This window comes from Actinoallomurus spadix (assembly GCF_024055725.1).
Taxonomy (GTDB): domain Bacteria; phylum Actinomycetota; class Actinomycetes; order Streptosporangiales; family Streptosporangiaceae; genus Actinoallomurus; species Actinoallomurus spadix.
The window spans coordinates 1-26,282 of sequence record NZ_JAMXMX010000020.1; the positions used below are offsets into that span (position 1 = coordinate 1).

Below are 26,282 nucleotides of genomic sequence, written 5' to 3' on the forward strand. Positions count from 1 at the left end.
TCCGGGGAAACGGACCGGGAGCAATCCCGGCACCGCGCCCCGGGCCTACTCAGCGGTAACAGATTGTGAGGCTATTGGAGGAGGATCCGGTGGCGCAGGAGACGGAAGCCTGCCCGGCCGTACATCTGCCTCTTGATTAGCTTCGTCTTGGTGTTGACGCCCTCGGTGCCGCCGTTGTGGTATTCGCTGGTCAGTGCGGCACGAACGGCGTCCTGGTCGAGTCGTAGACCGTGGATGAAGGAGTGGAGGCGCGGCAGGTCAGCCTCTTCGGCGGTGCCGATCCACTCCTCCAGCCGGTCCCCGTTGTCGTCGGCGGGGGTGAGGAGCGGGGCGAAGGCGCGGACCAGTGAGGCGAGCTGGCTCATTTCCGGGCAGGCGTTGGTGGTTTTGTGGAGGAGTTCCTGCTGGTCAGGCCTGAGGGTGTCCGGGCGGATGAGTAGCAGCCGGGACAGCCTGCGGGGTGAGAGGGCGGGCCGGTCGTCCTCGACGCGGCCTTGGGTGATGTAGCGGTAGAGGAGGTTCTGGCTGCCGCAGTAGCCGCGTTCCCGGATTTCACGAAGAAGCTGAAGGACGGGGACCGCGGGGTCTTCGGCCCGGCGTTTACGCAGGTACTCGCGGTAGGGATCGACAAGGGTAGGACGGTATTGCGGCGCCCGCCGCATCTGTTCGGGCTCGGCGACCCGCGCGTAACGCTTGACGGTGTTCAGGGCGAGGTTCAGCCGCCGGGCGCACTCCAGAAGGCCGACGCCCGCATCGAGCAGGTCGTGGACCTGATGCCACCGGGCAAGGGTGGTGGTCTGTCCGCCGTCGAGTTTGCGCACCCGGGAGGCGGTGGCCCAGCAGCCGCTGTGAACAGCCACTTCCTTACCGACGGCCTGGGCGAAGTTGTGCCAGATGTGCCACCGATCGCCGACCTGAAGGGCATCGGGCAAGGCCTGGCGCACGGCTTCGGCATAGCCGGCGGCGCCATCACGGCAGACGATCTGAACGCCCGGATGCTCACGCAGCCAGGCTGTAAGGGTGTCGGACCTGCGGTCGGGCAGGACGTCGATCCGTCGGCGGGTCTCGGCGTCGATCAAGACGGTCGCGTAGGTCTGAGAGCGTCGCAGTGAGAAGTCATCCACGCCCAGCACCCGCGGCGTCGCCACCGCCGGCAGCGGGATCCGCAGCAGGGCCCGCAGTGCCGTGTGACGGGAGATCCGCACTCCCAGCGCCAAGAACACGCGGGCACTGGCCCGGCCTGCTAACTCCCGGGCCACCGCCCCGACCTGGGCTGCCAGGCGAACTGTCCGTCTTTGGTGACGTTCCAGCACCCCAGCGACCTGTTCCCGGAAGGTCCGCCGGGGGCACTGCCAGTCCCGGCAGACCAGCCGGCGCACTCGCACGTTCACCACGACCTGCCGCCCGTCGACGGGGACATCGGCCACGGTCCGTTCGCACCACGCATGAACATCGGCGGTCTCGAGCGCACATCCCGGGCACGGCACGGGCACCTGCGGGCTACGGGCCCGCACCCGGATTTGCTCGCCCTCGTCCGTCACATCGTCGATGACCAGGCCGGACAGGCCCGAAAACACCACCTCGACGAGCTGGTTGATCTCAAGCATGCCTCAGCGTGACAGGGCAACACCTTCCGTTACCACCGAAAGTGCGACAGAGCCGAAAGTGTGCGACAGAGCCGAAAGTGCGACAGAGCCGTTAACTGGACACACCCCCACGAGGAGGACGACTCGATGTGATGGACAGAACTTTTTCCGCCGAACGTGCATCCAACCTCAAGAGACGAGCACGAAGGAGTTCCTGATGCGGTTCGGATCGAGCATTGTGCAGCAGGAAGAGATACTCGACGAGATCAGGCGGCGATTGTCCGATGCCCTGCGTCCGGGCTGGTCCCGGGCGAGGTTCAGGTGGGTCGGAGTGGTCGGCGGCTCGATGTCGTCGCTGTCGGTCGTGGACGAGGAGGGGAACACCAGGGTCGAGGACCTCCCCGACGGGATCGGCTTGCTGTGCAGACGGTTGAAGGCGACGATGTACCGGCGGGGCGTGGGCACATGGTTCACCATGACGTATGAACTGTCCGCGGACGGCTCGTACAGGACCGGCTTCGACTACGAGGGTGAACCCGAGACCGGCGGGTTCGCGCCCGAGGATTACGCCAAGGAGATCACCCGCTTCCCCCGCGATCCGGAGCACATACCGGCCTGGCTGAGGAAGACCCTCGACCGGGTGCCCAACGTCTACATCGGGATCCATGCCGAACCAGGTGACCGGTACAAGGACGGTTACGGCCCCTGCCCCGACGAGATCGCCTGGGCGTTCGTCAAGGAAGGCTGGCAGGCCGGGCACGGCGAATACGGCGGTGAGTTCGAGTTCAGCACGGACTGGGCGACACTGCGGACGCTGACCGATGACGGAGTGGTGCAACTGGCCGGGAAGATCTATCCCGACCGCTGGGACGACCTGATCGCGGTCTTGACCCGGCAGGGCTGGCGCTTCCGTGCCGCCCTTCACGACGGCGACGGCATCATCAAGCAGACTGATTCCTTCGCCGAGCCGTCCACTGCCGCACCGGGCAACGGTCACGCTGTCGGCCATGTCGCGTAGGCGCTCGTTGGTGGTGTCGGGTTCTCGGGCCGCCCTCCGGATGATCAGGCCCTGGACGGCGGCCGGGTCGGAGGAAGTCCCTTATCAGCGCTGAGCGGGAGTATGGCGGCTCTACGAAAGCGCGGCACGCACCCCTTCGGCGAGCATCGCCGGCGGCCGCCCCGCCGCTTCGGCTCCGATCCACTCCGTGAGGTCCGCAGAGGCGTGGAGCTCACGGACACGGCGAGCCCCCGGGCCGAGAACGAGGCGCTCCATGCGCAGCCGGAAGGCGCGCTCGTTCCCCGGTTCCCCCACCACGGCCTGGACCAGCGCCTCGATGGCCCCGGGCGACACGCTGACATCCGGCACCGACACCTTCGTCCACAGGTCCGCGGGTGCGCGAAGCGGGAGCCGAGCCGCGCGGCCGCCTTGGGCGTCCAGCAGCCACGGCAGGGGCGGGAAGAGCACCCCCGTCCAGTCGAGACCGCCGCGTGCGGGAGCACCGGCCGGTCTCCCACCCGGTGGGCCCAGTGGGTCACGGGGGATGGTGGCGGGCGAGTCGTCGTACACCAGGGTCATGGCGGCCACCGGCTCGCCGGTCCGCCGGGTGATCTCCACGCGGACCTGCCATCGGCCATCGCGGAAGGCCCCGTGACCCTCCTTGGTGATCGATACGTGGTCGCCTTCGATCGTGAGCCGGTCGAGTCTGATGCCGATGTCACGGATCTCCGTCAGGTGCAGTCTCGGCCGGCCTGCGGGGACCACCCAGTGACCGGTCGCCACGCCGTACTCCAGGAGCACGCTGACGGGCAGCGCGTCTCGTCCGTCCACCCGGAACTCCGACAGGCAGGGATGGGCACCGGCGCGCAATCGGGTCGAGGAGCGTATCGAGCGGAACTCCTCATAAGACTCGACCTCTCCGAGGTAGTGCTCCAGGCTCACCAGGTGCTTCAGCCCGCGGAACCCGCGCAGGTCCCGTAGGCCGGCCAGCTGGGTCGGGAGAATGGCCTCCCCGAGATCGCCGAGGAAGACGACCTCCTCGCGATGCGCGGCGCGAATCTCGTCGAGCCAGCGGCGTACGCCGTCGGTCGGATCCACCATCGAACCGTAGCGGGCCGCGGCCTCATGGTTCGGAACGTTGCCCAGGCCGTCCCACGTCGCCCAGCACAGAGTCTGCACCGGCACGTCCATCGCGTTGCGCGCCCACATTCCCAGACGGGCCAGCCCGTCATTGGCTCCGGAGTACGCCACCTGGCCGACCATGCCTCCCACCCGCCCGGACACCGAGCCGACGTTGCACACCAGCCGCAGCGCGCCACGTCGTCGCGGGGTGGAGGTCACCGCCCCGAGGAGGGTGGCGAAACCGTCGATCTTGACTTCCACGGAGCGCTGCACCTCCTCGATCGATCGCCTGTCGAAGCGCCGCCATTCGTCGGCCACGGCGTTGTGCACCACCATGGACGGGCCCGGTGTCAACGAGGCGACCAACGCCTCCACCTGCTCGGCGTCGGTGCAATCACACCGCGCGTACTCCACCCGCAGGCCGGCCCGCGCGGCGTCCCTCAGATTGTGGTCGATCTCCCGCAAGTGCTCAACGCGCGCGAGGGTCTTGCGCAGGCGACCGAACTGCGCGCTGGTGGCCGCGCGTCCCAACTGTTCCTTCTTCCAGCGGGCGAACTGCTCGCCGTTCATGGACAGCCAGGGCTCCGTCGTAGGGAGCTCACCGCGGCCGGTGACGACAACACGGCAGCCGAAGGACTCGGCGAGCCCCCGGGCGACGGCGAAGCCGACTCCACGGGCACCGCCGCTGATCAGGACGGTGTCTGCGGGCCCCAGGTCGATGGTCGGCGCGGGCACGTCCCGCGGTCCCGCGGTGAGGCCATGGCGCCGTCCCGCACGGTATCCGACCTCCACTCTGTCCCAGGCCGCGCACTCGCTCTCCACCGCCCGTGCGATCGCGGGGGCGGACGCGGTGTCCAGGTCCACGACCTTGATCCCGATGGCGGGGAGTTCGAAACGGAGGCCCTTGGCGAGCCCAGCCCAGATCCCGCCGAGGGGCTGGGGAAGAGGGATCTCGTCGTAGCCCATGAGCCCGCCGAGATGGGTCACCGCGAGGTAGAAGTGGTGACCGTAACGTGGCTCACGCACCCAGGCGGGATACACGGACTGCAGCGCCGCCGTGGTGATGCGCAGGGGCTCACGCCAACACGAGTCCCCGAACCGGTACACCGTGCCCGTCAGGTTCAGGTCCACGATACCGTCCCAGGCGTGCGCGGCCGGCGGCGCCGAGGACCCGGAGTACGTCTCGGCCCGAGCGCCACGCGCCCGCAACGCCGAGACGACCTCGTCGATCAGCGTTGCCTCTTGCCCCAGCACGACAACGCGGCGCCCGGCCAGTGCAGAGCCGCCCACGGTATCCACGGGCGGCACGGGTTCGGGAGCCCACATCAACCGTTGCAACGGATGAGTGGACGACCACGGTTCACAGACCGCGAAGTCAGGCCCTGCGGCCGCACCGTTCATGGGCTTGGTCATTGTGCTCATCTGTCTTGGGCCCTCGGCTCCCGCACGCCCGGGTACGTCTCCGTGACACGCTCCCGCCGGATGAACTCTCCGCTCTCCTGGTCGACGTAGCCGAGTATCTCCGCGCTGACGTCCTTGAGCTGGCAGATCATGCGACCGTCGGCATCCGCCGCCACCGACCGGTTCGGCGCGTCGGCGTCCCGTACGTCGATGTCGAGATGCCCCGGTACGGAGTACAACCACACGGCGGTGCCGGCACGGGCCAGCGCGCTGTCGGTGTGCCCGTCGTACACGTCGATGCGCCGCATCCCCAGAGGCGCCGCGATGGGGCTCCACCGGCTGGCGACCTTGCCGAAGGCCCCGACCTGGGCGAGCGCGTCCAGGCACACCGCGGGAACGAGCGTGTCGGGGAACCACCGGTCGATCTTTGAACGGTCCAGCGCCAGCCTTGCCCGGTTCCCCTGCGAGTGGAGCTCACCGTCGCGGGTGGAGGCGAAGGTACCGCTCAGCCTGACGACGCTTCCTTCGGCGTAGTAGGGGTTGCTCACCGGTTCGGAGGCGCTCTGCGGCCAGGGTTCCCACAACGGTGCGGGCAGCGGTTCGTCCCGCAGGTGCACCCGCATCGATCCGTGTACCCGGTCCTTCACCAGGACGCGGCCGTCGGGAGAGATGACATCGCTGAGGATACGGATCTCGATCACGGATTCGCGGTCATCGTGCGACAGCAGGCGGGCGGTGGTCCGCTTCGGCTCCTGACCGTCGGTGCCGTACACACGCAGGAAGCGCTCGAATCGGACGTCCTCGAACACCACCGGGACGCGATGGGGGACCAGTTCGACGGCGGCCTGGGCGCCGATCTCGACCATGAGCATTCCGGGCAGCGTCGGATGACCGCTTACCAGGTGGTCTTCCAGGTAACCGTCGCGAGCCAGGTCGAAGGCGCGCAGCACGGTGAGCGCCTCGGGCGAGCGGTCGACCACGTCATCGACGTAGCACCTGCCGGTCCGCCCGCCGACGCCGGGTGGGTCCTGTGGCAGCGGGTCGCGTATGACCAGCTGGAACTGGTGCGGTCGCGTGTTCTGGAGCATTCGCAGCTCGTTGACGCCCAACAGCACGGTTCCCGGGACGTGCGGGTCCTGAGTGAGCTCGTTGAGGAAGTGGTCGATGGCCTCGGCGCTGGTCATGGGGGTGAGCTCGGCGTTCTCGGCCAGCTGCGATCGCATGAGCGGATCCGTGGCGAGGCCCGTCTCCCCCCACAAGCTCCAGCCGATGGTGTATTCGCGATGGCCGTTCGCCGTCGCGTCCATCGCGGCGCTCGTCAGAAAGTCGTTCGCGGCGCTGTAGTCGGTCTCGCCGCGCTGGCCGGCGAACCCCGTGGCGGACCCGGAGTTGCACCACTCCCTCGGTGGCGACGTCGCGAAGGCACGCTTGAGGTTGGTGTAGGTGTCGAACTTCAGATCCCGAACCGCCTGGAAGTCCGCCAGCGACTTCTGCCGCACCGCCGCGGCCCGGTTGATCCCGGCGATGTTGAGTAGCAGGTCCACCTGGCCGTGCGCGGCCAGGATCGTCCCCACCGCGGCACTGACGGCGTCGGCGGCACGCAGGTCGCACTCGATGTAGGTGACGCGATCCGCACCACTGTGCCTCTGGAGGGCTGCCAGCGTGGCGTGCACCTCCCTGGCCTGCGCCATCCTGCGCCATTCGGCGTTCGCCTGCTTCACCGACACCCTGTCCGGGCCGGTGGAGCGAGCTCGCAGGAAGTCCCGCTTCCGGGCCGCGAACGACGCCTCGTCCTCCTCAAGCACCTCGGTGCCGTAAGAGGCGATCGGGTTGGAACCCAGGACGTATATTCGGGGGCCGAAGCGTTCGGCGAGTGCCTTGAGCATCTCGGCGCCGATGCCGCGGCCGCCACCCGCCGCCACCACCACCGAATCGCCGTTCAGCCGGTCCGCGCCGCGACGGGCCGGGCGACGTTCGGCGTGCTGAACGATCCGCCGGCCGTCCACGTAATACACGGCCGGAAGACGCTCGGCGGACTCGGCCTCCGCCCGCAGATCCGGCATGGCGACCGCCAGCCGGTCGGCGTCATGGGCAACGGCCAGCACGCGGACTCCCGGCAGGTCCGCCGAGAGCGCCTTGGCCAGGCCGGTGAAAAGGCCGCTGTACGGATGCGGCACCGCCTCCGCCCCGACACCGCGCAGCAGGACGATGAAGAAGGAGGAGTCCTCGTCCATCCATGCGGCGCATTCCCGCGCGGCGAGGAACGTGGCGTCGTGCAGGCGGAGCAGCCGGTGCGTGTCGGATGCGAGCGGCCGCGGGACGCCGAGGTCGACGACCACGCACACCTGGCGCGGCCGTGCCTCGGATAGCAGCTCGGCGATTCCGCTCTCCAACTCTTCCAGCGGCGTCGATCGGCCACCGCGCCGGGCCGTCACCGCGCCGTCGATCTCGATGACCGTCGCGTCCTCCGGGACGCCGGCGCCGTCGAGCAGTGCGGCGTCCTCCGTGAGGACGACGGCGCCGGACTCGAACGACCAGTCCCGCTCGGTCCCCGGCGGGAGCGTGGTCGGCATCATCGTGATCACGTGGCGTTCCTGGGCATACGAGGAGGGCACGGTTGTGGCCGGATCGTGCTCCTCCCGTGCGGCCGAGCCGTCCGCGGCGGTCTGACCGTCGGTCGCCTCAGCGGTCCCGCCGGACGGCGCGTCGGGGCGTCGGAGCCGCAGGATCCGCTCGCCGCGACGGGCGTCGGGGCGCAGCCGCAGCTCCGTGCGGGGCCTGTCCCCCGTGAGGAAGGCGATGAGATCACGGCCGCCTTCACCACCGAGGAAGGTCGGATCGTGGGCGCCGAATGTGGATCGGCTCATCTTCCGTCACCACCCTGGGTCTTGTCGCGCTCGATGACGGCCAGCACCGGCAGGCCGTCCCGGTCGGCCACCGATCGCCTGGTCAGCACGAACAGGAAGGCGCCCTCGGAGACATCCCGGCCCTCGGGCTCCGACGACAGCATGCCGCCGATCGGATCGGCCCATTCCGGAAGGCTGTTACCGTTCACGCCCCCGACGAGGGCGATGTCCAGATCGTCGAACTCCAGATAGCCGACGGCCACCTCGAACGCTTCGATCAGCGACGCCTCGCCCAGGTCGACCGTCATGTTCAGACCCCGCAGATCGAAGTAGTTCGAGATCCGGGACGCGATGATGTTGGGCATCTCACCGGGAAAGGAGTCCTCGGTGGGAGCGGCGAGCAGATCGTCGACGGCGGACCGCAACCGGTAGGCGAACTTGGCCATCCCCGCACCGCCGGAGGTGGTCAGAACCTCCTCGATGGCGTCCATATGAGCCCGCATGTGGTACAGGTGCGCATGGCGGGTGAGGCCCATGTGACCCACCAGCACTCCCGCCCGCTCGCCCCGACGCAGGCATGCGTCATGGATCTCGGGAGCGAGGTCTTGCATGCACTCGACGAGCATGAGCTGGGCCCGGTCGAGGGTACGAACCGTCGTCGGCGGCACTCTGAACCGCTGGAACGGGGGGGCCGGGTAGGCGTCCCCGAACGAGCGCGGTGGCGCTTCGCTGCCGCCGGCGGCCCACCGGGCGAGGTCTTCGGAGTCGCCCATCCCCGGAAGCCGACCGGACCATCCGATGATGACGATGTCATCACCGCGACGCCTGCCGTACCCGCCGCTCGACGGCACGTCCGGCCGGTACTCCCGCAGCAGGACATGGGCGTCGGTCCCACCGAATCCGAACCCCGAGACGGCGCCCAGCCGCGGAGCCTCCGCACGGTCGGCGGGCCATGCCACCGGCCTGTCCGGGATCACCAGGTTGGTCGTGTCCAGCTCGAAGGCGTCGGGCGCCGAGGAGAAACGGTACTGGGCCGGAATGACTTCGTACCGCATCGCGAGGAGAAGGTGGATGACCGAGACGACGCCGGCGGTCCACCCGGTATGGCCGAACAGTGACTTGTTGGAGGTCACCGGAACGGGCCGGGACCCGGCGTAGCAGGAACGCAGGGCGGCGAACTCGGCGACGTCGCCGGTCGGCGTTCCGGTCGCGTGCGCGATGATGCAGCTCACGTCCTCGGGGCGGGCTCCGGCCTTGGCCAGCGCCCGCTGCACCGCAAGACTCTGTCCGGCGCTGGACGGGGCATAGATGGCCTTGCCCTTGCCGTCCGCGGATAGGCCGATCCCGGCGATCGTCCCGTAGACCGTGTCGCCGTCGGCCAGGGCACGCGACAGCCGCTTGAGCACGATCAGTGCGGCCCCATCCGCGAACAGCACGCCGTCGGCGCCCTTGTCCAGCGAGCGCACCACCCCGCCCGTCGACAGCCCCTTGAGCTTGGAGAACAACACGGGGGTAGCGGAAATGACGGCGTGCGACCCGCCGCATAGCGCGATGTCCGCCTTGCCGGACACGATGTCCCGTACGCCGAGGTCGATCGCGTACAACGACGATGAGCAGGCGGTGTCGAGAACGTGGGTTCGCGAGTCATCGGGAAGAATCCCCCGCATGGCGTCGGCGACGATCCGGTGGGGGGTGAACCCCTGTGGCCCGGCCGCTCCGCGCCGGAAACGCCGTCCTAGCGCCTCCTCGGCGCGGGCCGCGTCCGAGGGATCCACCCCCTCGGCCAGATCGCCGCGCAGCGCCCTTCGCACGGCGCCGACCACAAGGGCCTCATCGAGGTTCTGGCTGCTGTCCGGCGTGTAGCCGACGCTCAGGGAGAACCGATCTCCCGGGCGGGAGGCGACCGACTCCAGCGACTGGTAGAGGCTGTGCCGCAACCACACCATGGTGGGGTCGTACGCCGGGTCGTCGACGTCCATTTCGGCGCTCAGCCGGGGATGCGGGGTGAAATCGTATATGTAGCCGCTGTTGCGCTGGTAGGTCTTGTCCGGCGCCTGCGGATCGGGGTCGTAGTACTCGTCGACCGTCCAGCGCTCGGCCGGTGGCTCGACGAAGAGTTCGGCCCCCTGGTTCAGGAGGGTCCACAGCTGCTCGGGGGAGGAGGCTCCGGGAACGGCCAGCCCCATCCCGACGACGGCGACCGGATCGGAATCGTCGGGTACGACGGCGCCCGGCGCGGCCGGCGCGGCCGGGGCGGTGGGCGCCGCGGAGGTCACGGGAGCGTCGCCGGACGGCGGGACGGCGGGCGCCATCCGAGCGGCGGCGGCTCCGGCGGGCGTTCGGCCGGGCGCCGGTTCGGAATCCACCTCCGTTGCGAGTGTGTGCGGGTGGACCTGCGCCTGCGCATCGTTGCCGCGGTCATCAGAGATGGCCGCGAAGCTCTTAGGGGCCGACATGGCGGCGTTCCCGAGAGAGATGCCGCCATCGGCGAGGATGGTCTGCCCGGTGACCCACCCGGACTCGGGTGAGGCGAGGAAGACGATGACGTTGGCCAGGTCCTCCTCGGTGGCCAGCCGGCCCAGCGGCGTGTTGGCGATCGTGTTGGCCACCATGGCGTCGAAGCCGGGGAACAACCGCCCGGAGACGGTGTCGATCAGGCTGCAGGACGCGGTGTTCACCCTGATCCGGTCCGGCGCCAGCTCGACGGCGAGGTAACGCGTCGCGGCCTCCAGCGCCGCCTTCGACGTGCCGATGGCCAGATAGTTGTCCAGGACGTACGGCGCGCCGATCGACGACACGTTGACCACGGCCCCACCGCCGGCCTTGACCATCAACGGGTGCGCGGCGCGTGTGCACCACAGCGCTCCCTTGAGGTTGGTGTTCAACGCGCGGTCCAGGTCCTGTTCCGTCACGTTCGACAACGAGGCGAACGCGCCGGCCGCCGCGTTGTTGACGAGGATGTCCAGTCGCCCGTATCTCGACTCGACCTTTTCGAACATCGACGTGACCTGCTCGGGCCGAGCCACCGAGCCACGGATGGCCTCGACGTCCAGACCCTCGTCGCGGAGCCGGGCAGCCCACTCCTTACCCGCGTGGTAGGAGTGGAAGCAGTTCAGCGCCACTTTGGCTCCGCGCCGGGCCAGGCGTTCGACGACGACCCGGCCGACGTCTCCCGCACCACCGGTGACCAGTGCGACTCTGCCCGACAGATCGGTCACGCCGACACCTCCGCGCGGCCGACTCGCGACCACACGTAGTCGACGATCTTGCCGAGCGTCTCGCCTTCGGACAGGGCCTGACCCCTGTCGGCCTCCAGCCCGAATGTCTGCCGTACTTGACCGAGCAGTTGGGTTTGTTTGACGGAATCCACGCCGAGTTCGGCTTCGAGAAGCGCGTCCTCGGTCATGACCTCTTCCGGGTATTCGAGCGCCTCGGCGTAGAGCGTCTGGATCCGGGAGAGGATCGCCTCGCGGGAACCGACCGGCTCCGCGGGCCGGGACGAGGAGGACGGCTCCGATGGCGGAACCTGCGCCGGGGGCGCCGCCGGTGCCCGGGATGCCGCCGGTGCTGCCGTTGCGGCGGGAGCCGACGGGGCGGCGGGTGCCGGGGGCGCGTCCGGTACCAGGACCTGTGCCGAGGCGGCGCCGTTCGTCAGGGTTGGAGCGTGGCTCGACGGCTGAGGCGGGAGGACGGGCCGCGCCGGCTTCTCGGCCGGAGCACCCCGCCCTATCGCCGCCGTCGATCCGGGGAGGTAGGCGACGGTGTCCGCGAGAGCCCGCTCCTCGTACCGCCCATCGAGAGGCTGGAGGACCACACAGTCCGGATGGCTCGACTCTACGAGCCTGCCGAGGACCGCGCCGGCACCCAACTCGACGAAGACGCGGGCACCATGCTCATGGAGCCGGTCCACGGCCGTATCGAAGTACAGCGGAGTCACCAGGTGCAGACCGAGCAGCGCGGCCAGGTCATCACCGTCGCGATACCAACGCTGCAGGATCGGCGAGTAGACAGGGATGTTCAACGGATAGCGGCTGTAAGCGCCGATGGCACCGGCGAAGGCGGTTCGGGCCGCAGCCAGCAGGGGGTTGTGGAAAGGATGGGGGGAGCGCAGCGGGATGGCGGTGATCCCGATGGTGGAGGCGAGGGCGGCGACCGTCCGGATGCTCGCGTCCGGTCCGGAGAGCACCGTCTGCCCCGCACTGTTCCGAACGGCGACGAGGAGATCCGGGTCGGCGACCAGGGCGATGAACTGCCGAGCCTTTTCCTCGTCGCATGACAGCGCGAGCATCTGCCCACCGCTGTGGTCGAACTGGCGCAGAGCGGAGATGCGGTGGCACAGGATTCTGGCCGAGTCCGTCAGAGTCCAGGCACCTGCGCAGGCCAGCGCGGTGACCTCCCCCATACTGTGACCGACCAGTGCGGACATGCGCGCGCCACGGTCCTTGAGGAGCCTGTACGCGGCTGCCGACAGCCCGAAGACGGCGAGTTGGAGAATGTCGGGGTCCTGCGCCAGCAGCTCGTCGGGGCCTGGCGCGTCCTCCGAGAATACGGTCGTGGTGACGGTTTTGCCGAGGATCTCCTGCGCCGCGGTATCGACGGCGTCGAAGACCGTGCAGACCGCTTCCTCTCCCCTATACCAGGCGGCCCGCAAATGGTGCGGACGGTAGGAGCCCTGGCCGGGGAAGAGACCGATTATAGATTCCATCCCAGTGAACATTCGACGAACTTTCTTTCGCAACGATTACAAACCGATGAATTCAGCCATCCAGGCCGCGTCGACCTGACAGGAGATCCGTACCATCGGCGCAGGTAGGAGTAGGCCGGGCGGGCGTCCATCGGCGCAGCGACCTGTGTTTTGAGTCGGGGTTTACGTGCACCGTTCAGAGCAAGGAGCGTCCTCGGCCAGGTTCAACACTGCTGGCTCCGCACCCGCTACGCGTAATCGCCCAGGTAGTACGGCGTCGGGCTTGAAATCTGCGCCCGGCTCGAGCAGGGCGAAAGAGGGCGTGCCGGTGGTGTCGTGCTCGGCCCTGTGCATGTTCGGCTCATCCAGGCCGGAGCCGACCAGGGCATCGTCCCAGCCGAGCAGCTCCGTCAGCATGTAGTCGATCCACGCCCGGCCGCCGGTGCCGTGCGCCGGCCGGGCCCTATGCAGCACCGGGATGGAGAAGATTGGGTCCGAGATTTGGATGAGGCTGAGCCACGTGTTGTGGTCAAAGCTGTCGGGGGTACGGGGAAGCGGGCCACTCTCAAACTGCCTCTCGCTGCGTTACGACGAAGATCACTGCGACGTGGAAGGAGCGGTTGCGGATCGGCGTGCCGGGCGACCGGCTGCTCCAGCTCCCGATCTCGCTCGCCTTCGAGCCGCCGCAGGCGTTCTTCCCCGGACCGGCGGTCCCGGTGGTACGGGGCGATCTCGTCCTTGCTCTGCACTTCGACAGTGGAGAACAGCGCATCCTGTTCGTCGCTCTTGTCGAGCTGCGCGGACAGCAGCCGGGCGGACATGCCGACCAGCGGACGGCAGCGCTACCACGTCGTCGCGGCCCTTCGCGATCCGCTGATCGAACGTGACCGGCCGCTGCTTCGGCTCCTGACCGGGGGCGGGGAGTTTCTCCCAGCAGCCGGCGGACGCGCGTTCCCAGGAGCCGGTCAGCGTCGGCACGTCGTACAGGCCCCGCGCCGGCCCGTTCGGAAAAATCGAACCCATCCTTGGTGATGTCGGGCAGGGAGCCGCTCGGCAGTCTCCGGCGTGCCGGCTTGACCTCCCAGATGACCGAGAGAGTCTCGTAACGGCCGTCCTCGACACTTCTCTCCTTCGAGCATGGCGCTGCGGATCGGGACGTTCGCAGCGCGGAGATCACCCGGGCGGAAACCTCCCGACCAGAATCGGTCACAGAAGTCATTCCGCCCATCGGCACCGTAGATCACCACAAGAGTCAGTGTCTACGGTCAATTCAGCAGTGCCGCGGACCGTCAAGCCTGCGCATCGAGTGCAAGAGTGCTGCCGTGGCGCTATATTCGAAGCGGCGTTAGTTCCTTGGAGCTGATGCGTCATGCCCTCTGCCTGCATGCGGCACGATGAGTTCTCCCGCGCCCTCCGTCTGCCGACCGAAGCCGAGTACTACATCGGCGTCGGACCCCACCCGCAGGGCTGCCCGGGCCGCGTCGACCTTGACGACCCGCTCGTTGAGGAGATCACCGAACGGCTGTTCGACCGCGCCGAGGCGGTCGCGTGAGCCGACCGCGCGATCAGCCGCTGGGCCGGCTTCACGATCGGCTGGCTGTACTGGTGGTTCTGGGCCGTCGTCCTGGCCGTCGAGGCGACGGCCGGCGCCAAGATCGTGAACGGCTGGATCCCCGCCCTGCCACAGTGGCTGCTGGCCCTCATCCTGATGACCCTGCTCACCGCGACGAACCTGTTCTCGGTGGGCAGCTACGGCGAGTTCGAGTTCTGGTTCAGCTGCATCAAGGTCGTCGCGATCGCGGTGTTCATCGTGCTCGGCCTGCTCGCGATCTTCGTGGTGCTGCCCGGCACGCACGCCGTCGGCATGAGCAACCTGACCGGGCACGGCGGCTTCTTCCCGCACGGGTACGGCGCGGTCATCACCGGCCTGCTCACCGTGGTGTTCGCGTTCATGGGCAGTGAGATCGTCACCATCGCGGCGGGCGAGTCGCAGGACCCGGGCCGGGCCGTGACCCGCGCCGTCAACAGCGTGATCTGGCGGATCCTGGTCTTCTACCTGGGCTCCATCGCCGTCGTCATCGCGCTGCTGCCCTGGAACGCCGGGGCGAGGGCAAGGTCGGTGTGCCAGCGCAGCAGCGTGCCAGGCGTGGACCAGCAGGCCGACCCGGCGTGATTTCGGGAGTAGCCGGGCCAGCGCGGAGATCACGCCCGCTGGCCCACGACGGCTTTGGCCAGGCGACCTGACGGCGTAACACCGCCAGCTGGTGGCGAAGTACGAGTATCTCGATAACGAGGGTCGCAGGGCGGGCTCTTGGCCGTCAGGCCGGCGTGCGGGGGCCCAGGGCCTGGTCGGTCGCGCCGGGGGTGGCGGGGACGAATACCGGGGCGTCCTGCTGGTAGAAGATGTCGATGTCCGCTTCCTCTCCGCTGACGATCAGCGTGTCCCATGGGCCGCTCTCCTGGAGCGTCCGAAGGGTCGCGGGGGCCAGCGCGGAGAGGTGGTCCCGCAGCTCCTTGTCGTCGGGCAGGCCCGGAAGGCGTGCCGCGAGGCGGTCGCGGATGGCGTGCATGCGGTCCAGGAGGATCTCCAGGTCCGCCTCCGCTGATCTGGGAGACACAGAGCCCCCGCCAGCCCGCGCGGCCGATCCGGCGACTCCGGCCTTGGCCGGGCCTGCCGTATCGTCCATGCTGCGGTCGATGATGTCCTTGATCGCTCGGGTCACGCCTCGCTCGTCCGTCGTGACCATCGCGTTCCACGCGCGGCTCTTGTGACGGTACTGGAGCATCGACATCGCCGCCTCGTGGCGGATGAAGTCCGCGTCGCGCAGCGGGCGGCCCTGCCAGACGCGGCTGAGGGAGAGCGCCAAGGAGACGGCGGAGGCGAGGCCGCTGTTCAGGCCGCGGCCGGGCCAGAAGTGGATGGCGTTGGCCGCGTCACCCAGCAGGAAGCCGTATGTCCCGGGGCGGTCGGCGGCCGGGCGGGTGAGCTGCGCGGTGAACCGCGGGCGCTGCACCATGTCCAGCCGGAACGACGTGATCGCGCTGAGGTCATCCTCGGCCACCGCGAACAGCCGCAGCCCCTCCTGGATCCGCTTCCACAGCGGCGAGCTGCGCATCAGGGCGGGCAGGAACAGCGTGCCGTGGGTCGGGCAGACGAACTCGTTGTCCTCGTGGCGGCTCATCACGCACGGCCGGGCCGCGATGCACTCTTCGAAGACCTGCCGCACCGGGTCGATGCCTATGACGTTACGCGCCTCCTCGCGGGTCAGTCGCATGTTCAGGAAGCCCTCGCCGCGCAGCGAATTGAGCAGGAACCGGTTCTGCGCCACCGTCAGCAGGACGCTCATCGGGTCCGAGAGCCGGGACTTGACCCGCAGCCCCAGAACCACGTCCTGGAGGTGTTCGCCGTGGAGGGAGTAGATGGAGGCGTCGGCCACGCCGAAGCGGTCCGTGAAGTGGTCACGAGTGCGCGACCGGCCACCCTCGCAGATCACCAGCACGTGGTCGCGGGCGATGAGATGTTCGTGCTCTACCGGGTCGAACCGCTTGGCCACCAGCCGGATCGCGGGCTTACGCTTGGCCAGTTCCAGCAGCTGATCCTCGATGTAGGCGATCCGGATGTTGCGGGGCGGCCGCCCGTCCACGGAGTCGGGGCCCACCGGCCACATCTCGGAGAACTGGCCGTCCCCGAACAAAGCCGACCGCATCTCCTCCGTCAGCGCCATGTACTGCCGGCTCTGGACGGTGACGACCTGCTGGCGGCGGACGTTGCCGTGGGTCTCGTCCTTCCAGGCTACGGTGCTGCCGCTACGAACCCATCTGCCGTCGTAGACGGTGATGGAGGTCCGTCCCGGCAGCGCCTCCTCCAGCAACAACGCGAAGGCGAGGCCGACCGGACCGCCGCCCGTCACCGTCACCCGTAGCACGCCGGGGTCCACGGCCGCGTCGGCACGAGGCAGGGCGAGCTGGGAGAGGTCCATGACCGTCTGCATGGCCTCCTGCGTCTCGAATAGGAACGTCTCGTCGCCGATGCGTATGGTGTCGCCGGGCGTCAGCTCGTGCCGGGTGACGCGCTTGTCGTTGACGTACGTGCCGTTCCTGCTGTCGCGGTCGTGGAGCACGTATGCGCCGTTCTCCGCGACGATCTCGGCGTGCAGCCGGGAGGCGCTGACGCTGACGACGATGATGTCGTTATCACTCTTGCGTCCGAACGTCAGCGGAGCGTCGCCGAGGACCACGCTCTGACCGGCGAAGGGACCGGTGCGTCCCACGATGACCGACAACACGGAAACTCCTTAGGGGATGCCAGCGTGGTTGGATTATGTACGATGCGCCGCGAGGTCACTCACCCACTGCTCGGACGGCACGTCACCGAGAAGGGCACCGAGTTGGACTTCGCGTCGAAGGGCGACCGGATCTCCACCGCCATGGCGCTTCGCAGCGTCCCCGCCTGCGCGTACGTCGACAGCCGCACCGTCTCCTGCTTGGTGGTCGACTCGCCCTCCCGGAACGACAGCGTCCGCCACTGCCGGTCGACCACCGACCCGTTCTCCGAGACCCACCGGTAGGAGAACTGGACGGGCGGCCGGGCCGTCCTGAACGTCGCGGTGAACCAGGGCGCCTGGCCGTCGCCCGGAGGGCAGCTCCCGTCGTAGGTGGTCGCGCCGCCCGCCACCGTCACCGACACGGGCTGCGACGCGCTCGCGCCGTTTCCCGTCTCGCCGTCACCTCCCCTGCCTACGAGCGCGTAAGCCAGACCCCCGCCGAGCAGGATCAGCAGGGCCGCTCCCGCTCCGATCAGGTACGCGGTACTGCGGTTGCGCCGCGCGGGGGCGGGCGCGGCGCCAGTGTTGGGGCCGGCGCCGGGAGCCTCGATCACGGATCCGAAGCTAACCGCTCCGCTGGGGGGGCCGAACGACGACACCGGCGCCGGTGGGGCCGCTGCGGCGACCTCCGGCACCGACGCGGTCTCCGTTCCGCTGGTCACGGGCGCCTCCGGCGTGGGCTTCCCCGCCGTCGGGGTGACGGTCGTCGTGCCGGCCGTGACTCCCGTGGCCGTCGTTTCCCCATCGGCCGCCGTCGGTGCGGTCTGTCCCGGTGCGGATCCGGCGGTGGGCAACTCCTCCGCCGCCATCACCTCGGCCGTCATCGCGCCCGTGGCCGAGGTCGTGACCCCGGCTGTGGTCGCGGCGACAGCGGTGTCGTTGGCGGTGTCCGCCTCCGAAGGGGCCACCGACTCCCGGAGGGCCAGGCGCAGTTCTCGCTCGGCCTGCTCGGGCGTCATCCGCTCCTCGGGATCCTTGCGCATCAGGCCCTCGATGACCGCCGTGAGCGGGCCCGCCCGGTGCGGCGGAGGCAGTTCGTCCTCCACGACGGCGCGCAGCGTCGCAAGAGCCGTCGTCCGACGGAACGGCGAACGGCCCTGTACGGCCGTGTAGAGAAGCGCGCCCAGGGACCACAGGTCGCACGCGGTGCCAGGCGTCTGGCCCAACGCCTGCTCCGGTGCCAGGTACTCCGGCGAGCCGAGGATCTCGCCGGTCAACGTCAACGCCGTGTCCCCCTCCACCGCGGCTATGCCGAAGTCGGTCAGCACGACCCGGCCGTCGTCGGCGAGAAGAACGTTGGCGGGCTTCACGTCACGATGCAACACTCCCGCACCGTGCGCCGCGCGCAGTGCTGCCAGCACCTCGACACCGATGTGCGCGGCCTCCTTCGGCGGCAAGGCTCCCCCGGCGCCGATCACGTCGGCCAGCGACCGGCCGCGAACGAGTTCCATCACGATCCACGGCCGACCGTCGAAGGTGGCCACGTCATAGATGGTCACCACCCCACGGGCGTTAACCCGCGCCGCCGCCCACGCCTCCCGCTCCATCCGGGCGTACATCCGCGCGCTGCGGTCCGCCGGCAGTTCGGCGGAGGCACGCACCTCCTTGACGGCCACCTCGCGGTGCAGCACCTCGTCGCGGGCGCGCCACACTGTGCCCATACCGCCCTCGCCGAGCACGGACAACAACCGGTACCGCCCGGCGACCAGCCGTTCGCCACCGCCGTCCGGCGAGGCCGCGTCCTGATTGTGCATGGGGTCAACTCCCTATCTCTGCTAACTGCTGGGAACAGCGACCGCTCAAGTGGACCACCCGGTACGGTCTCTGCGCACGGTGATCATTCTGAGCGCCAGAGGCCGGCTGCCAGGCCAAAAGAGCCGGGCAGTTATGTGGGTCGGCTCTGGTCCACTTCTTGTGGTCCGGTGACGCTCGGTCACGCCAGTAGGATCCGTTTACCCGTTGACCGAATCAAAAGCGCTGTTTCTGCAGATCAAGCGGCATGTTCTGGTTCGCTCCTCTAGGGTTGATGCCCGTGGACTTCGATGAGGAGTACAGTGGGGCGTCCTTGCTCGTTCCTGCGGCCGGGTCTTTAGTCGTGACCGGCGATCGGTGGGAGCCGTACCGGCTTTTCGATGGTAGCGGGGCGGTGGTCGAGGCGGTGACGTCGTTCTTCCGTGACTTGCAGGCGGCCGGGCGCAGCCCAGCCACGGTGCGTTCCTATGGGCTGGACCTGTTGCGCTGGTTCCGGTTCCTGCGGTCGCTGCGCCACACCGGCGCCTTCCATTTCGATCGCCAGGGCGTCGTTGTAGTGGTCCCCGAATCCAGCAACGGGGACGACGAAGAGTTCGGCCATGCCCGAGACGATCCGCCGACGCTCGTCCCATGTCTCGCAACAGTCTGACAGAGAGGGACCGTAAGACCGCCGCGGCCGCGGGCGTGAACGGCGTGCTGTTCAGCGCGACCGAACGCGGCGGGACCGGCCCGGTTAACCTCGGCGTGGACTACCGGAAATTCAGCGACGCCTTCGGCGGCAACTACGGCTCCCGGCTCCGCCTGTTGACGCTGCCGGCCTGCGCGATGACCGCCCCGCAAAACCCCGCCTGCCGAACCCAGACCCCGCTGTCGGCCGCGCGGAATATGGTGCGAGCCCAGACGGTCTACGCGCACCACCCACGGGCCGCTGTTTCGCGCTCCACCAACGGCACTGGCGGATAAGCGGAGCTTCGTCGGTACCCCCTGCGAACCGTTAGGCGTAACCGAGGTCGCCAAGACGGGACCGGAGCCGGGCCGCCGTGGCTTCGCGCCGTTCGTCGTGTAGAAGGCGCGGACGGGTGGGAAGCGCGACGGCCGTCCGGTCAGACACCCATACGGGTGCGGTGAAGATCTGGGCGGAGGACCTCCAGGGGGCTGACGGAGCGCCGTGATCACGATGGTCCTACGCGCAGGCACGCGCTGGTCGGCGTGCGCACTGCTCGATTAGGCCGCCTGATGGTTCCCGGCAGAATCACGAAATGGCGTCGGGCGTGGGGGCTCAGAGGTAGATGCGATGCATAGTCATCCAAGCCCAACGGTCGACGCGGGTGCTCCGTGGGTGCTCGTATGTCGCGGTACCGCCCGGCAGCACCCGGTACGCCGTCGGGATGATACGGGGGGAGTGAATCGCGAACGCGGACCAAGTGGCACGTAGTGACCCTGTGGAACAGGACGCGGTAGCGCGTTGAGCAGGGGACTCTTGCGGAGCTGTGAACTTTTAATCCATAGGTTCTGGGTTCGAGTCCCAGGCGCCCTACCACTCATCTGGTCGTTGGCCAGCGGTTTCTCCGGTCCAACTGATCTTTCAGTGATCATTACGGGCTTGTGGGTGCTCCGTGGGTGCTCGTTTGTCGCGATCTTGTGCAGCGGGGCCTCCACGGGTGTGCTCTCTACTGCATAGCTATTCACGTCGACGGTGTCGGGTTGCTGGATGCGCCGTAGAAGACGCCTGGTCGGTTGGTCCGTCACGGACGTACGTGCGCTGCTGGACGACGGGCTGGTCGTCCATGCACGTTCACCTCTACCGTCCCGATGTGCGCGTTGGTGGCGCTTACTCCCACCGCGGTACCCCCGGCGGGCCGCCTTCGCAGGGTGACCTACCGCAGGATGGGGGGTAGCTGGGCGGCGACTACGGTGGAGTAATGCCGTATCGGCTGGTCTGGCCGATGCGGGCCGCTCGGCCATCGAGGTCTCCGCGCCGCCCCTGACCGATTGCCTGAAAAACGCTCGCGGGCGTGTGTCGCGTTCGCCGCGCACACCGCCGAGACCGGCTCCTGATCGGGGGAGAAACGATCGTGGAATACCGTGAGGCCGTCCAGGTCAGGCAGCGCAAGGGCAGCGTGCTCGGGCGGGCGGAGATCCGCGACGAGATCGCCGGCGTGGCCGACCAGCCGCCGATGGATTACCACGCGCTGCTGCCGGAGCCATGATGTCCACCGTTCCGACGCACTGCACCGAGGATGCTCATAGGCCGGTGACGATGCGCGGCCGTGCGGCCGAATGGAGCGCCGTCCTCGATCTGCTGGCCGCGGCGCAGGACGGGCGCTCTGGAGTCCTGCTCGTCGAGGGCGAGCCCGGCATCGGCAAGAGCCTCCTCCTCCGCGAGGCGACGCGAACGGCCCGCGCGCGGGGCGTCTTGTCGGTGACGGTCGGCGCCCCCGAGCTCGACCGGATGCCGCTCGTGGAGTCGCTGCTCTCGGCGCTCGGCGAGGACGTGATCGCCGACGGCGAGGGACCGTCCGCCGAGCAGGACCGGCACATGTGGCGGGTCGAGAGGATCCGCGCCGGTCTCGACGAACGAGCCGGAGCCGGCCCCGTGCTGGTCAGCCTCGACGACCTTCAGCTGGTGACGCCGACGGCCCTCGCGACGCTGCGGGCCTGGACGTCACAGCTCGCCGGCCGGCCCGTCGCGTGGCTGCTGGCCCGCAGCACGGTGAAGGAGGGGAAGGCCGCCGGCCGCCTCTTCGGCCTCCTCGAATACGACGGCGTGCGGCAGATCACCCTGCCGCCCCTCGACGACGATGCGCTGACCAGGATCGTCATCGACATGCTCGGTGCCGTGCCCGACCCGCGGCTGGCGGCGCTCGCCGGCCAGTCAGGCGGCAACCCGTACCTCCTCACCGCGCTCATCGCCGGACTGCGCGGCGAGAATGGGATCCAGATTCGCGACGGCAGCGCACGTCTCGTCGCGGCCGGCCTGCCGCGGCGGTCCCAGGCGGCGGCACGGCATCTGCTCGACCGGTTGAGTCCGCGGACGCGCCATCTGCTGACCGTGACCGCGGTCCTGGCACGCTCGTTCTCGCCGGACGCCGCGGCCGCGGTGCTCGGCACGACCCCCACCGCGATCGTCCCGCAGCTCGACGAGGCGCTGTCGGCGGGCGTGCTCGCCGTCGCGGGCGAGGAACTGGCCTTCCGGCACGGCCTGCTGTGGCAGGCGGTCACCGACGCCGTTCCGGTTCCCATCCGGAAGGCGCTGCACCAGCAGATCGGCGAGGTCCTGTTCGACCGGGGCGGGCCTGCGACGGCGGCCGCGGCGCACCTGATGCAGGGTGCCCGCACGGGCGATCCCCGTGGCCTCGCCGAGCTGGACCGGCTGGTCGACGACATCCTGCCGGTCTCACCGCAGACCGCGGTGGACATCGCGCTGCGGGTAGTGCGCCTCACCGGTCCCGCCGAACCGGCCCGAACCGATCGCACGCTGACCGCCGTCCGCACGCTCATCGAGGCGGGCCGGCTGGACGAGGCCGCCGCTTTCACCGAATCGGCCCTCACCCGGCCGATGACCGCCGCCGCCCACGCGCGCCTGTGCTGTCTCCGGTCGGAGATCCTGCACATGCAGGGCCGGTCGGCCGAGGCCGCGGTGGACGCCGCGACCATACTGGCCGAACCGGGCCTACCGGACCGGCTCCGCGACGCCGCTGAACTCGCGCTACTCAACGCGCAGGTCGCTGCCCGTGACGGTACGCTCGCGCGTCGGCACGCGCAGGCGATCGTCGAGGCCGCCGACGAGCACGGCGACGCCCTCGTCACCGGAGCGTTCATCACGCTCGCGTTGGCCGCGTGGGACACGGACGACCTGGCCGAGGGCCTGCGGCTCGCCCGCGAGGCCGTCAGCCGGGCGGCGTCCATCGACGCCTGGTGCCTGCACCCCCGGATGATCCTGGCGATGCTCCTGACCGACGTCCGGCGGCTGGACGAGGCAAGTTCGGTGATGGCGAGCGCGGGCGACGACATCAAGGTGCGCGGACGTCTCGTGTGGGCGGCGGCGCCCGCCGTGCTCCGCGCCCGCCTGCATCTGGCCGCGGGCCGTTTCGACGACGCGATCGCCGAGGCCGAGGCGGGCCTGGCGGCCACCAGCGGGTCGGGCCCGCATGTGCTGATGTCGTCCGCGCTGGCGGTGCTCGCCGTCGCCGCGCTGCGGTCCGGGGGCCCGAACACCGCACAGCGGTACGTCGACCGGGTACGGCCGGGGCTGTCGCAGTACGGATCGCCACACGCGGAGGCCCGCTTCGCGCTCGTGACGAGCCAGATCGCGATGGCGCGCGATGGTGCCGGTGCCGTGGCGACGGCGTTCGCGGAGCTGTGCGAGCAGGTGCCGGAGCACTCCTGGGCGCTGGTCAGCGATCCCACCGCGGCGGCCTGGCTGGTACGCACCGCACTCGCCTTGGACGATCGCGTGCGAGCCGAGAGCGTGGTCGGCGCCTCGGAACGGCTCGCCCGCGAGAACCCGGGCTTTCCCAGCGTCGCGGCGGCCGCCGAACACGCCCGCGGCCTGCTGGACGGCGACGAGTGCGCGCTGGACCGCGCGTCCCTGGACCACGCCGACCCGTGGGCGCGCGCGTCCGCGGCGGAGGACCTCGGCGCACTGGCCGCGAGCCGGGGCACCGGGTCACGGCAGTCGGCCATCACCAGCCTGGACCAGGCGCTGGCCGGCTACGACGGCATCGGCGCGGCCTGGGACGCCGCTCGGGTGCGCCGCCGGCTTCGCCGGCTGGGCGTGCGGCGTCGGCACTGGACACAGGGCGACCGCCCCGTCTCGGGTTGGGGCAGCCTCACCGACACCGAGAGCCGGATCGCCGAGTTGGTCGCCCAAGGACTGACCAACCGGCAGGTGGCCGACCAGCTGTTCATCAGCGTGCACACGACCGCCTTCCACCTCCGTCACATCTTCCGCAAGCTCGAAATCGGCTCACGCTTCGAGCTGGCCAGGCGGGTCATGGAGGAGAACCGGCAACGGACGCCGTCCAACGCACATCTCGGCGCGGCGACACCGGTCAGCACACACCTCCCTGGCCACGTTAGGGGGAGCCATGGCAGTGAAGCTGAGTGAGCGGTCCTTCGCGTACGCGAAGAGACTGATCGACGAGGGGAGAGCCGCCGTCGACGAGATGGGCGAATGGAGCGAACACCAGCCGTCCACGCAGCAGGAGAACGAGTTCATCGAGACGTTCGGATTCGACGATTACGGCAGGTGGTACCTCGGCGAAGACGACGACTACTCCAAGGACGAGAAATCCAGGTACGAGTTCCCCTACGGGGACTTCGAGAGGGCCCACCGGTGCGGCGTGATCGCCGCGGAGGTGCGGGCGGCGCAGCGGAAGTACGACGACATCGAGGTCGCCGCGGCCCACCTGCACGGCATGCTCGACGAGCTGAAGTAGACCGACGTCCGGATCGTCGGCGGGGACGGGACCGCGACCCTGCTGCGCCTGCGTCCGGACCCGCCCTGCCTCCTCCCTGAGCCCGCCGGTGGAGGCCGTGTGGCGGGGCGGCCTCCGCCACACCGTCCGAATCACCCGCTGAGACGCTCGTGGACCAGCCGGACGGCCATCGCGCCTTCGCCCACGGCCGACGCGACCCGCTTGATGGACCCGCTCCTGACGTCGCCGACCGCGAATACGCCCGGCAGGCTGGTCTCCAGGGGCAGCGTGTCGCCGGTGCGGATGAAGCCTTTCCCGTCCAGCTCGACCTGGCCGGCCAGCCAGCCGACACAGGGGTCGGCGCCTATGAAGATGAACAGGTTCCGGGCCTCGTGGACGCGCCGTTCGCCGGTGCGGCCGTCCTCGACGACGACCGCCTCCAGCGTCTCGTCGCCGATCAGTTCGCGCACCTCGGTGCGCAGGTGAACCTCGATGCCCGGAGCGCGCTCGATCTGGTCGATCAGGTAGCGGGACATGCTCTTGCCCAGGTCACCGCCCCGAACCAACAGCCTGACCCGCTTCGCGCGCTCAGCGAGATAGAGAGCGGCCTGGCCGGCCGAGTTGCCGCCGCCGACGACCGCGACGGGCAGGCGGACGCACTGCAGCGCCTCGACCTCGGTGGCGGCGTAGTAGACGCCGCCGCCCTCGAACCGTTCGAGGCCAGGGACGTCGAGCGACCGGTAGCGAGCGCCGGTGGCGAGCACCACCGTGCGGGCGCTGATCCGGCCGCCATCGCCGAGGGCGACGCCGTAGCCGGCGTTCTCGACCTCGAGCGCGGTGGCCTCCGCGGGGACACCGAGCCGCGCACCGAACTTCTCGGCCTGGATGACCGCACGCTCGGCGAGTTCGGCGCCGGAGATTCCAGAGGGGAACCCCAGGTAGTTCTCAATGCGGGAGGACGTGCCGGCCTGGCCGCCCGTGGCGACCGCGTCGACGACGACCGTGTTCAGGCCCTCGGACGCGCCGTAGACGGCCGCGGCCAGCCCGGCCGGCCCCGCACCGACGATCACGAGGTCGGCGACGTCGCCGTGGGCGGCCGGTGTCGGCAGGCCGATCGCGCGGGCCAGCTCGGCGTTGCTCGGGTTGCGCAGGATCCGGTCGCCGTTGAGGATCACCAGCGGGGTCTCCTCGGGCCGGACGCACAGCCGCCGCAGCGCCTGTTCGGCCTGCGTGTCCTGTTCCAGGTCGATCCACCGGTGCGGGAGCCGGTTGCGCGCCGCGAAGTCCCGCAGCCGGCGGGTGTCGGGGGAGAACCGGGAGCCGATGATCCGCAGTCCGGCACCGAGCTCGATCAGCAGGGAGCGCCGGATGAAATACGCACGCAGGACGAGGTCCCCGAGCGCGGAGTCCCGGGCGATCAGCAGGCGCAGGCGCTCCGCCGGGATCCGCAGGACCGCTCCCGGCTCATCGACCACGGCTCCGACCAGCGCCGCCTGCCCGGTGAGCAGGCCGAGCTCGCCGAGGAACCGACCCGGGCCGTGCACACGGATGACCTCGTCGGCGTCGACCATCGCGACCGAGCCCTCCAGGACCACGAAGAAGTCGTAGTCCGGCTCGCCCTGCCGGAACAGGACGTCGCCCTGCCGGGTCGGGATCCGCTCGCCGTGCGTGGACAGGCGCTGAATCTTCTCGGGGTCCAGCCGCGGCCACGCGCCGTGCAGGTCAGGTGTCTCTTGCAATGCTCTTCTCCACCCATGCGCGCAGGACCGGAGCGGGCGCGGCGCCGGCCTGCCGATCGATCACCTTGCCGTCCCCCATGAGGAGCAGGGTCGGCACGGCCTGGACGGCGAACCGCTCCTGGATCTTCGGCGCCCGGTCGACGTCGACCTTCACGAGCTTGATCCGGCCGGCCATCTCGCGGGCGAGCTGTTCGAGCGCCGGGCTGACCATGCGGCACGGGCCGCACCAGGTCGCCCACAGGTCGACCACGACGGGCACGGAGGCGCGCTCGGCGACGTCGGCGAAGTCGTCATCGCCGGCGTCGGCGATCCACGGAAGCGGCCGGTGGCAGTTCCCGCAGCGCGGCGTACCGTCGGCCACCGCCGGCACGCGGTTGCGCTTGCCGCAGTGCGGGCATTGGACGGTCATC

The 26,282-nt window shown here is 69.6% G+C and carries 19 protein-coding genes; 9 read left to right on the forward strand and 10 right to left on the reverse strand.

Features of this window, described 5'->3' with window-relative positions; all coding sequences use genetic code 11:
• Positions 1-71 precede the first annotated feature (71 nt).
• Complete coding sequence (locus tag NE235_RS26100) at positions 72-1,607, reverse strand: ISL3 family transposase (protein ID WP_252807553.1); 1,536 nt, start codon at positions 1,605-1,607, stop codon at positions 72-74.
• A 196-nt stretch (positions 1,608-1,803) separates the two neighbouring features.
• Here NE235_RS26100 and NE235_RS26105 point away from each other — a divergent pair, with 196 nt between their 5' ends.
• Positions 1,804-2,604 carry a hypothetical protein gene (locus NE235_RS26105; protein WP_252807555.1) on the forward strand — a complete coding sequence of 267 codons (801 nt, stop codon included), beginning with the start codon at positions 1,804-1,806 and terminating at the stop codon, positions 2,602-2,604.
• Positions 2,605-2,715: 111 nt separating this feature from the next.
• On the opposite strand, the gene NE235_RS26110 is transcribed toward NE235_RS26105, so the two are convergent.
• The 5 genes from NE235_RS26110 to NE235_RS26130 all read right to left on the reverse strand — a co-directional run bounded on the left by NE235_RS26110 (position 2,716) and on the right by NE235_RS26130 (position 13,053).
• Positions 2,716-4,995 carry a KR domain-containing protein gene (locus tag NE235_RS26110; RefSeq protein WP_252807557.1) on the reverse strand — a complete coding sequence of 760 codons (2,280 nt, stop codon included), beginning with the start codon at positions 4,993-4,995 and terminating at the stop codon, positions 2,716-2,718.
• A gap of 128 nt (positions 4,996-5,123) precedes the next feature.
• On the reverse strand, positions 5,124-7,973 hold the full coding sequence (locus tag NE235_RS26115) for an SDR family NAD(P)-dependent oxidoreductase (RefSeq protein ID WP_252807559.1): 2,850 nt from the start codon (positions 7,971-7,973) through the stop codon (positions 5,124-5,126).
• Complete coding sequence (locus NE235_RS26120; protein WP_252807561.1) at positions 7,970-11,170, reverse strand: SDR family oxidoreductase; 3,201 nt, start codon at positions 11,168-11,170, stop codon at positions 7,970-7,972. The genes NE235_RS26115 and NE235_RS26120 overlap by 4 nt, the downstream gene beginning before the upstream one ends.
• Entirely contained in the window at positions 11,167-12,669 is a 1,503-nt protein-coding gene (locus NE235_RS26125) for an acyltransferase domain-containing protein (RefSeq protein WP_252807563.1), read from the reverse strand. Before NE235_RS26125 ends, NE235_RS26120 begins: the two co-directional genes overlap by 4 nt.
• Before the next feature lie 150 nt (positions 12,670-12,819).
• Positions 12,820-13,053, reverse strand: coding sequence for a hypothetical protein (locus tag NE235_RS26130; RefSeq protein WP_252807565.1), 234 nt, complete (start codon positions 13,051-13,053; stop codon positions 12,820-12,822).
• Positions 13,054-13,256: 203 nt separating this feature from the next.
• Here NE235_RS26130 and NE235_RS26135 point away from each other — a divergent pair, with 203 nt between their 5' ends.
• The 3 genes from NE235_RS26135 to NE235_RS26145 all read left to right on the forward strand — a co-directional run bounded on the left by NE235_RS26135 (position 13,257) and on the right by NE235_RS26145 (position 14,809).
• Positions 13,257-13,523 (forward strand): hypothetical protein, encoded by a 267-nt coding sequence (locus NE235_RS26135; RefSeq protein ID WP_252807566.1) that lies wholly within the window; start codon positions 13,257-13,259, stop codon positions 13,521-13,523.
• Positions 13,524-14,020: 497 nt separating this feature from the next.
• Positions 14,021-14,188, forward strand: coding sequence for a hypothetical protein (locus NE235_RS26140; RefSeq protein ID WP_252807570.1), 168 nt, complete (start codon positions 14,021-14,023; stop codon positions 14,186-14,188).
• A gap of 12 nt (positions 14,189-14,200) precedes the next feature.
• Positions 14,201-14,809, forward strand: a complete 609-nt coding sequence (locus NE235_RS26145; protein WP_308206159.1) for an amino acid permease — start codon at positions 14,201-14,203, stop codon at positions 14,807-14,809.
• A gap of 145 nt (positions 14,810-14,954) precedes the next feature.
• Here the strand turns inward: NE235_RS26145 and NE235_RS26150 are convergent, their stop codons facing one another.
• Both NE235_RS26150 and NE235_RS26155 read right to left on the reverse strand, forming a co-directional pair.
• The gene (locus tag NE235_RS26150; RefSeq protein WP_252807572.1) at positions 14,955-16,922 is read right to left on the reverse strand and encodes an FHA domain-containing protein; all 1,968 of its coding nucleotides are present in this window, start codon (positions 16,920-16,922) and stop codon (positions 14,955-14,957) included.
• A gap of 59 nt (positions 16,923-16,981) precedes the next feature.
• Positions 16,982-18,715 (reverse strand): serine/threonine-protein kinase, encoded by a 1,734-nt coding sequence (locus NE235_RS26155; protein WP_252807574.1) that lies wholly within the window; start codon positions 18,713-18,715, stop codon positions 16,982-16,984.
• A gap of 278 nt (positions 18,716-18,993) precedes the next feature.
• On the opposite strand from NE235_RS26155, the gene NE235_RS26160 reads away from it, so the two are divergent.
• From NE235_RS26160 to NE235_RS26175, 5 genes are all read left to right on the forward strand, one after another.
• Complete coding sequence (locus NE235_RS26160; protein WP_252807577.1) at positions 18,994-19,362, forward strand: hypothetical protein; 369 nt, start codon at positions 18,994-18,996, stop codon at positions 19,360-19,362.
• Positions 19,344-19,676: a hypothetical protein gene (locus NE235_RS26165; protein WP_252807580.1), complete on the forward strand. Its 333-nt coding sequence runs from the start codon at positions 19,344-19,346 to the stop codon at positions 19,674-19,676. The genes NE235_RS26160 and NE235_RS26165 overlap by 19 nt, the downstream gene beginning before the upstream one ends.
• Before the next feature lie 1,112 nt (positions 19,677-20,788).
• Positions 20,789-20,923 (forward strand): hypothetical protein, encoded by a 135-nt coding sequence (locus tag NE235_RS37705; RefSeq protein WP_289849233.1) that lies wholly within the window; start codon positions 20,789-20,791, stop codon positions 20,921-20,923.
• Between the two features lie 50 nt (positions 20,924-20,973).
• Entirely contained in the window at positions 20,974-23,823 is a 2,850-nt protein-coding gene (locus NE235_RS26170; RefSeq protein ID WP_252807582.1) for a helix-turn-helix transcriptional regulator, read from the forward strand.
• Positions 23,804-24,154, forward strand: a complete 351-nt coding sequence (locus NE235_RS26175) for a hypothetical protein (RefSeq protein WP_252807584.1) — start codon at positions 23,804-23,806, stop codon at positions 24,152-24,154. Before NE235_RS26170 ends, NE235_RS26175 begins: the two co-directional genes overlap by 20 nt.
• Positions 24,155-24,285: 131 nt before the next feature.
• On the opposite strand, the gene NE235_RS26180 is transcribed toward NE235_RS26175, so the two are convergent.
• Both NE235_RS26180 and trxA read right to left on the reverse strand, forming a co-directional pair.
• Entirely contained in the window at positions 24,286-25,872 is a 1,587-nt protein-coding gene (locus NE235_RS26180; RefSeq protein WP_252807586.1) for an FAD-dependent oxidoreductase, read from the reverse strand.
• On the reverse strand, positions 25,856-26,281 hold the full coding sequence (gene trxA / locus NE235_RS26185; protein WP_252807588.1) for a thioredoxin: 426 nt from the start codon (positions 26,279-26,281) through the stop codon (positions 25,856-25,858). Before trxA ends, NE235_RS26180 begins: the two co-directional genes overlap by 17 nt.
• Position 26,282 lies beyond the last annotated feature (1 nt).